This window comes from Bradyrhizobium sp. MI1.7, assembly GCF_055811795.1.
In genome coordinates this window covers 1-671 of record NZ_JBVVPO010000238.1, presented here as the reverse complement: position 1 = coordinate 671, position 671 = coordinate 1, and the positions used below count along the sequence as shown (strand labels likewise).

Here is a 671-nt window from a genome sequence, read left to right as displayed (position 1 = left end):
TGGCTCGCTTCATCTGTCCGTCCTTCAGAAGGCCGGACTCTAACTTCAACTGGAGGAAATCGGCAGGGGCAGGTCAAGGTCGGTCAAATTAGCACCTGCCACGTACCTCGAGAGCTTGAGGGAGAAGGTAACCTCAACTATGTCCGCGCTCAGGTATCAGAGGTAATTTCATGGTTTCTATCGAGCATGTGAATAGATCGGGTGCACCATGACAAATGATGCGCAAGAACAGCTTCTTTTTCCATTGCGACCTGTAGCATTACGATCTCTTGGGCGAGGCACCTGTACCCACTAGCGTGGGTTATGCGTCGCTAAGCGGAATGCGGTCGCTTGGTATCATTACCTCCGTGCTTTTCTCAAACGCTAGGGCTAGCCGCACGCTATACCTGCCTCGGGTGGCGTCGACCCAAACAAGCCAATGGTGCGGCGTGTCTTTGGGCGCAATGCAGCAAGACCTTGGGCCAACGAGCCCACAAGGCTGTAGAAACAGGGTTCAATCGTGAGGGTCGTTCCGCTTCGGTTCATGCGAACTTTGGCGGATGACCGCGTCCCTCGCCGCGGTCACGCGGGGCGGGGCGTTCGGACGGGTCGCGTCCGAGCTTGGATTGCAGCTCGACGAGGTCGGTGAAGACGTCGGCCTGGCGGCGCAGCTCGTCGGCGATCATCGGCGG

Annotated in this window: 1 protein-coding gene and 1 pseudogene; one reads left to right on the top strand and one right to left on the bottom strand. The window is 57.8% G+C overall.

What is annotated here, in order from left to right; translation table 11 throughout:
• Positions 1–192, top strand: a 192-nt coding sequence (locus AC0L3X_RS47330) for a hypothetical protein (protein ID WP_473317643.1), incomplete at its 5' end; no start/stop codon positions are given.
• Positions 193–521: 329 nt separating this feature from the next.
• Here the strand turns inward: AC0L3X_RS47330 and AC0L3X_RS47325 are convergent.
• Positions 522–671 (bottom strand): annotated as a pseudogene (locus AC0L3X_RS47325) (LabA-like NYN domain-containing protein); the annotation flags it as partial.